The organism is Sphingomonas sp. (assembly GCF_031426035.1).
In the GTDB taxonomy this organism is placed as follows: domain Bacteria; phylum Pseudomonadota; class Alphaproteobacteria; order Sphingomonadales; family Sphingomonadaceae; genus Sphingomicrobium.
The window spans coordinates 47,582-54,488 of record NZ_JANPKO010000043.1; the positions used below are offsets into that span (position 1 = coordinate 47,582).

A 6,907-nucleotide genomic window follows, 5' to 3' on the forward strand; every position below is an offset into this window, starting at 1 on the left:
GCAAGCGCGTTGGTCGAACCGGGCCTTACGCCTGCAGCTGATATTGCTTGATCAAATCGTACAGCGTCGGGCGGCTGATGCCGAGGAGCTTGGCGGCGCCCGAGATGTTGTTGTCGGTGCGGCTCATCGCCGAGCGGATCGCGCGGCGGTCGGCGACCTCGCGCGCGGCGCGCAGGTTGATCGCGGCCTGCTCCTCGCCGCCGCCGGCGGGGTTGGGCAAATCGAGGTCCTCGGCCGAGACGGTCTTGCCGTCGGCCATGATCACCGCGCGCTTGATGCGGTTTTCCAGCTCGCGGACATTGCCCGGCCACGGGTGGGCGTCGATCGCCGCCAGCGCCTCGTTGGACAGGCCGTGGACCTTGGCGTTCAATTCGCGCGCGAAGCGATTGGCGAAATGGCGCGCGAGCAGCACCGCGTCGCCGTGCCGCTCTGCCAGCGAGGGGATTTTCACGACGATCTCGGCGAGCCGGTAATAGAGGTCCTCGCGAAAGCCGCCGGCGGCGATCATCGCGTCGAGATCCTGGTGGGTGGCGCACACGATGCGGGTGTCGACCGCGATCGGCACGCGGCCGCCGATGCGCTCGATCACGCGCTCCTGGAGGAAGCGCAGCAATTTGACCTGGAGCGGCAGCGGGATGTCACCGACCTCGTCGAGGAACAAGGTGCCGCCCTGCGCCAGCTCGATCTTGCCGGGGTTGGTTTTGACCGCGCCGGTGAACGCGCCGCGCTCGTAGCCAAACAGTTCGGCCTCGAGCAGGTTTTCGGGGATCGCGGCGCAGTTGATCGCGACGAATTCGTGTTTGGCGCGGCCGCTCGAATCGTGAACCGCGCGGGCGAGCAATTCCTTGCCGGTGCCGCTGGCGCCGAGCAGCATGACCGAGACGTCGGCATTGGCGACGCGCTCGATGGTCTTGGCGACCTTGAGCATTTCCGGCGCGGCGGTGATGATCGACCCGAGCACCGCCGAGCCGCCGTTCGCCTCGAGGCGGCGGTTCTCGGACTCGATGTCGTGGAGGTGGAAGGCGCGCGCGACGATCAGCCCCAATTCGTCGATGTCGAGCGGCTTGCGATAGAAATCATAGGCGCCGAGCGAGATCGCCTTCAATGCGCTTTCGCGCGCGCCGTGGCCCGAGGCAACGATGATCTTGGTGTCGGGTTTCAAGCGCAGCAGTTCGGCGAGCGTGGCGAAGCCTTCGCTGGTGCCGTCGGGGTCGGGCGGCAGGCCGAGGTCGAGCGTGACCACCGCGGGCTCGTACTGGCGCAGCGCCTCGATCGCGGCGGCGCGGTCGTGCGCGGCGACCACGCGGTAGCCGTCGTACGCCCATTTCAATTGGCGCTGGAGGCCTTCGTCGTCCTCGACCACGAGCAGGACAGGGAGCTCGGCCGGTTCAATTGCGTCGGTCATGCGGATTTCCTGGTGTCTTCGCGCGCGGAGTCGGCGTCCGCGGCGGGGAGGAAGATCGAGAAAGTGGTGCCGGCGCCGGGCGCGCTGTCGACGCTCATCCGCCCGCCCATCGCGGTGACCAAGGCGCGCGCCTCAAACGCGCCGATGCCGAAGCCGTCGGGCTTGGTCGAGGAGAACGGCTGGAACAGGCGGGTGCGGACGAACTCGCCGTCCATCCCGCAGCCCTTGTCGGCGATGCTCACCGTGACTCCGTCGCCGTGCGCGGCGACGCGCACGGTGACCGGTTGGTCGGGCGGGCTCGCCTCCACCGCGTTCTGCAGCAAATGCCCGACCGCCTGCTCGAGCGACGCGCCGTCGACCAGTGCCCACGGCGACGCATCGCCGAGCAATCGCACGTCATGGTCGCGGCGCTTGGCGGCAATCGCGGCGGCGAGGATCGGGCGCAGCGGTTGCGGCTCGGCGCGGCGGGCGCGGTTGACCGCCTGTGGGGACAACCGCGCGAGCAAATCGTTCATCTTGCCCACGCTGCCTTTGAGGGTGGCGATCATGTCGGCGCGGAACTCGGCATTCTCGGCGTGGCGCTCGGCGTTGCGCGACAGCAGCGACAATTGGCTGACGAGGTTCTTGATGTCGTGCATGATGAACGCGAAGCGGCGGTTGAACTCCTCGAAGCGGCGGGCGTCGGACAGCGCTTCCTGGCCGTGCGCCTCGGCCAGCGAACTCGCTGCCTGGCGCCCGGCGGCGCGCAGCAGGTCGAAGTCTTCCCAGTCGAGCGCGCGGCGGTAATCGGGCGCGGCGAGCAGGACGAGGCCGACCAGCCGCTCATGGTGGATCAGCGGGACGCCGGCCCAGGCGCAGTCGTTGGCGATGATCCAGTGCGGGATCTCGAGCGCCAGGTCGCGCGCATCTCCGGCACCGCGGCGATAGGCGTCAAGGTCGAGGACGCGGCCTTCGCGCTCGATCGCCGCCCACAAGGCGCGGGTCGCGTCGGGCTCCACGCCGGGATTGCCGCGGCTCGCCCAGTTCCACGCCGCGCCGGACGCGATGGCGCCGGCCGAATCCTCGACCAGCAGCACCCCGCCCGGCGCGTCGAGGATATCGGCGAACGCCTTGACCACGCGCTCGCCGAGCGGCGCGCCGTCGGGCCCGGCGCTGCCCAGCGTCGCGGTGAAGCGCAGCCATTCGGTGCGGTAATCGTAGCGGTGCTCGAACAGATGCTTGGCAAGCTTGACCTTGGCCCAGCTGCGCGCGCGGGCGCTCGGCAGCAGGACCATCCCGCCGACGGTCATGATCGCGAGCAAGGCGACCACCAGGCCGCGCAGGACATCCCAGCCGGCCCCGCGCAGCACGGTGGCGAGCACGGTCATCACCGCGAAATAGGCGCAGATCGCGAGTAGCGAGAGGGTCTGGAAGGTCGCCGCGCGCGACAGCCGGATGCGCCAGCCGTCGTCGTTGCGCGCGCCAAGCGCGAACAGCGGCGCGGTCAATGCCATCACCACGCCGCGCCAGCTCGCCAGCTTGGCGGCGGCCGCGGTGTCGAGGAAATGCACGGTGTAGAGGTTGAGGTCGTAGATCCACGTCATGGCCAGCGCGAGCATCGCGAAGCGGATGCTCGGGCGGCTCGCCGGCGCGGCCTGGCCATAGAGGTTGTGGACCAGCACCAGCGACCCGGCGGCGGCCGTAGTCCGCAGCAGGACGGCGGTCTCCTCGGCCGAACCGCTGCCGCTGAGCAGCGCCAGGCCATCGACCGCCAGCTGCAGGCCAAGCACCGCCGCGACCGCGCCATAGACCAGCGACACGCCGTGCTGGCGCTCCCGGCCGCGCGCGGAGAGGCTGTAGAGCAGGCCCACCCACACCAGGTTGCGGGCGGTTTCGGCGTAGCGGACCAGGCCGTCCGACGTGCCGATCGCCGTCAGCCACGCCCAGCAGCAGGTCAAGGCGAACGCCGCGAGCAACAGGCGCTGGCCGGGCAAATGCGTGCCGACGCCGAGCCGCCACACGACCAACGCGCCGAACACCAGCGCCGCCAGGCTGTGGCTCCAGAAGGTGATCAGCGCGTCCATCAGGCCACTCGTGTCAATTGCACCGACATGCGCGGCACTGTCGCTAAACTTTACAAAGAAGTGGTGAACGCTTGCGGAAATGCAGGGCCATCGGCCATGTCGCGGGGGCAGGAGGCGCGACCATGGAAAGACGGCGGATCGGCGACAGCGAGCTCGAGGTGGCGCCGCTGGTGCTGGGCGGGAATGTCTTCGGGTGGACCGCGGACGAAACGGCAAGCTTCGCCATCCTCGACGCATTCCTCGATGCCGGGGGGACCATGATCGACACCGCCGACGTCTATTCGGCGTGGGCGCCGGGCCACAGCGGCGGCGAAAGCGAGGGCGTCATCGGGCGTTGGCTCAAGCGCGACCCGGCCAAGCGCGGCAAGGTCCAGATCGCAACCAAGGTTGGGTTCCTCGAAGGGCTCGCGCCCGACGTCATCGCGCGCGCGTGCGACGCCTCGCTCGAGCGGCTCGGGATCGAGACCATCGACCTCTACTACCAGCACAAGGACGATGATTCGGTGCCGCTCGCCGACAGCCTCGGGGCGATGGATGCGCTGGTCGCGGCGGGCAAGGTGCGCAGCATCGGCCTGTCGCAGTTCGAGCCCGGGCGGCTGGACGAGGCGATGCGCACCGCGGCTGCCGGCGGGCTGACCAAACCGTGTGCGCTGCAGACCTGGTACAACATGGTCGAGCGCGCCAAGCTCGAGGGGCCGCTGCTCGATACCGCGACGGCGCACGGCCTTGGCGTATTATCGTTCTACAGCCTCGCCAACGGGTTCCTGACCGGCAAGTACCGCAGCCAGAACGACCTCGGGAAATCGGTCCGCGGCATGCGCAACACGGAGTATCTGGAGGGCCGCGGCCAGCGCGTGCTGGCGGCGCTCGACGACATCGCGGCGGAAACCGGCGCAGCACTTGCGACGGTGGCGCTGGCGTGGACCATGGCACGGCCGGGCATCACCGCCGCCATCGCCAGCGCGACGAGCCTCGCACAATTGCACGAGGTGCTCGCCGCGCTGACGCTGGAGTTGTCAGCGGACCAGATCGAACGCCTTAACCAGGCGAGCGCCTAGTCCGCGACTGGGTTAGTCTTCCTTAGCCGGCTCGACGTCGACGGTCGGCACTTCGACCGTCTTGTTCTCGGTGCCGACATTGACGGTCGGCCCTTCGACGTTGAACTCAGGGAGCTGGCCGCCGCTGGCGTTGACGTCGACGTCGGGCATCTCGCCTTCCTTGGTCTGGTCGACGTCGCACGCGGCGAAGGCAAGGAAGCTCGCGCCGATGAGCATTTTGACGGTGGTGTTCATAAATCCCTCCTGGTGCCGGTAGCGAAGTTCGGTGGCGCACCGGCAGCGACACCAAGGCCCAACATGGCAGCAGCCAGCGTTGTTCCCATTTAGACTCGGCGCGAGATGCCGGGACGCCGCCCGCTCATCCCTTTTTGAGGATGTCCATCGCGGCGAGGGTGAGCGCCTCGGTCGCGGTTGAAATGACCGCTTCGGCGTCGGGCGCCCAGAACGGGCTGTGCAGCGTGGGCAGCTTGGACGCGTCGCCGCCGGCCGCGTCCCATTTCGCCGCGGGCGTCCCGCCGACCCAGAAGATCAGGCTCTCGATCGACTTGTCGGCGAGCCAGAAGCGGCTGAAATCCTCGCCGCCCATCACCGCCGGGGTCTTGATCGCGCGCTCGGGGCCGAAATGCTGCTGGAACAAGGTCAGCGCCTGGTTGGACAGTTTTTCGGTGTTGAAGGTAGACGGGGTATATTCGGCGTCGCGGATCGTCACGACGGGCATCTTGTCGTCGGGCATGCCCGCGGCGATCGCCTCGCCGCGTGCGATGCGGCGAATCCCGTCGAGCAATCGCTGGCGCACCTCGGGGGTGTAGCTGCGCACGGTCAGCTGCAATTTGGCTTCGTCCGAGATGATGTTGTGCTTGGCGCCGGCCTGGAAGCTGCCGACGGTGACCACCGCGGGGTCGGCCGGGTTGTTCTCGCGGCTGACGAGCGTTTGCAAGGTGGTGACGATGCGGCTGGCGAGGACGATCGGGTCGCGCGTGGTCTGCGGGTAGGCGCCGTGCCCGCCGACGCCCTTGACGCTGATATCGACGCTGTCGACGTTGGCCAGCGCATAGCCCGGTGTGACCCCGATCACCCCGGCCTTAATCGCCGCGGCGTCGTGGAAGGCGAGCGCGTGGGTGGGGTGGGGAAAGCGCGTGTACAGCCCGTCGGCGAGCATCGCCTTGGCGCCCTCGCCGGTTTCCTCGCCGGGCTGGAGGATCATCACCAGCGTCCCCGACCATTGGTCCTTGGCCGCGACCAGCCGCCGCGCGGTGCCGAGCCAGGCGGTCATGTGGGTGTCGTGGCCGCACGCGTGCATGACGCCCGTTTCGACCCCCGATCGCGCCACCGCGCGGATCTTCGAGGCGAACGGCAGATTGGTCTGCTCGACCACCGGCAGCCCGTCCATGTCGGCGCGCAGCAGCAGGGTCGGCCCGGGGCCGTTCTTCATCACCGCGACGACCCCGGTCTTGCCGACCTTTTCGGTGACGGTGAAGCCCAGCTTGCGCGCTTCGGCAGCAAGCTTGGCGGGGGTGCGCGCCTCCTGCATTGACAGCTCGGGGTTGGCGTGGAGATCGCGGTACAGCGTCATCAGCGCCGGCATGTCGGCCTTGACCCCGTCGGCGATTGTGGCCGCGGCGGCGGGAACGGGGAGCACAGTCGCGGCCAGCGCGATCAACAGCCGGGTCTTCATCGTCAAAAATCCTTACTCGGGGACCAGCTCCAACACGTCGGTCTGGGATTCGAAATGCGGGCGCGGCAGCAGCAGGCGCCAACGATTCTCGCCGATGCGCTCGACGTAGCCGGCGACATCGCGTTCGCGGTCGCGACCGTAATACATCGCGCGGCTTTCATCGCCGAGCACCAGCGTGCCAAGGAACACCTGGCGCATCATGTCGCCGGGGAAGACCAGCCCGACCTGGCGCTGCGAGCCGCTCAATTTGGCGAAGCCCTGGAGGTCGCGCTCCTGGCGTACGCGGCAGCGGAACGCGGGGTAGGCGATGAAGCTGAGCATGCCCGGAGTCCTGGCGCCAACCTTGATCGTGCGGCAGCGGTAGGCGCCGTTGGGGATCGGCCCGCCGCCGAGCGCGGAGTCGGGCTCGAGCAGCGCGCCTTCGCGCGCGATCGCGGCGGCGTGGCCGTTGGCGCGGGCGTCGGCGAGCGCGGCGACGAACGAGGAGCGCCACTCGCGCAGGCGGATGCGGTCGTCGGCGGTGGCGACCTGGCGCCAGTCGCGCGCCGGATGCTGGATGACGGTGCCCGCCGGGCGCATCACGGCGCAGGCGGGGAGGGTGAGCACGGCCGCGAGCAGGAGGGATCGACGCATTGTGCCCGAGCCTAAGCCGCGGTCCACCCGCCGTCCATCGACAAGTTGGCGCCGGTGATCGACCCCGCCTCGT

At 69.1% G+C, this 6,907-nt stretch carries 6 protein-coding genes; 1 reads left to right on the forward strand and 5 read right to left on the reverse strand.

Going from position 1 to position 6,907, the window contains the following annotated elements:
- Positions 1-25 precede the first annotated feature (25 nt).
- Together prsR and prsK are read right to left on the reverse strand one after the other, a co-directional pair.
- Positions 26-1,405, reverse strand: a complete 1,380-nt coding sequence (gene prsR, locus RMP08_RS02775; protein ID WP_310467451.1) for a PEP-CTERM-box response regulator transcription factor — start codon at positions 1,403-1,405, stop codon at positions 26-28.
- A complete protein-coding gene (gene prsK, locus RMP08_RS02780) occupies positions 1,402-3,468 on the reverse strand; it encodes an XrtA/PEP-CTERM system histidine kinase PrsK (RefSeq protein ID WP_310467452.1) in 2,067 nt (688 codons plus the stop codon). Before prsK ends, prsR begins: the two co-directional genes overlap by 4 nt.
- 122 nt (positions 3,469-3,590) lie before the next feature.
- On the opposite strand from prsK, the gene RMP08_RS02785 reads away from it, so the two are divergent.
- Positions 3,591-4,526, forward strand: a complete 936-nt coding sequence (locus tag RMP08_RS02785; RefSeq protein ID WP_310467453.1) for an aldo/keto reductase — start codon at positions 3,591-3,593, stop codon at positions 4,524-4,526.
- A gap of 12 nt (positions 4,527-4,538) precedes the next feature.
- Here RMP08_RS02785 and RMP08_RS02790 read toward each other — a convergent pair whose 3' ends face one another.
- The 3 genes from RMP08_RS02790 to RMP08_RS02800 all read right to left on the reverse strand — a co-directional run bounded on the left by RMP08_RS02790 (position 4,539) and on the right by RMP08_RS02800 (position 6,834).
- Positions 4,539-4,760: a hypothetical protein gene (locus tag RMP08_RS02790; RefSeq protein WP_310467454.1), complete on the reverse strand. Its 222-nt coding sequence runs from the start codon at positions 4,758-4,760 to the stop codon at positions 4,539-4,541.
- A 124-nt stretch (positions 4,761-4,884) separates the two neighbouring features.
- A complete protein-coding gene (locus tag RMP08_RS02795; RefSeq protein ID WP_310467455.1) occupies positions 4,885-6,201 on the reverse strand; it encodes an amidohydrolase in 1,317 nt (438 codons plus the stop codon).
- 12 nt (positions 6,202-6,213) lie between these two features.
- Positions 6,214-6,834 (reverse strand): DUF4893 domain-containing protein, encoded by a 621-nt coding sequence (locus RMP08_RS02800; RefSeq protein ID WP_310467456.1) that lies wholly within the window; start codon positions 6,832-6,834, stop codon positions 6,214-6,216.
- Positions 6,835-6,907 lie beyond the last annotated feature (73 nt).

Coding starts and splice junctions, on each gene's coding strand:
- prsR (WP_310467451.1), bottom strand. CDS start 1,405: ATGACCGACGCAATTGAACCGGCCGAGCTCCCTGTCCTGCTCGTGGTC.
- prsK (WP_310467452.1), bottom strand. CDS start 3,468: ATGGACGCGCTGATCACCTTCTGGAGCCACAGCCTGGCGGCGCTGGTG.
- RMP08_RS02785 (WP_310467453.1), top strand. CDS start 3,591: ATGGAAAGACGGCGGATCGGCGACAGCGAGCTCGAGGTGGCGCCGCTG.
- RMP08_RS02790 (WP_310467454.1), bottom strand. CDS start 4,760: ATGAACACCACCGTCAAAATGCTCATCGGCGCGAGCTTCCTTGCCTTC.
- RMP08_RS02800 (WP_310467456.1), bottom strand. CDS start 6,834: ATGCGTCGATCCCTCCTGCTCGCGGCCGTGCTCACCCTCCCCGCCTGC.
- RMP08_RS02795 (WP_310467455.1), bottom strand. CDS start 6,201: ATGAAGACCCGGCTGTTGATCGCGCTGGCCGCGACTGTGCTCCCCGTT.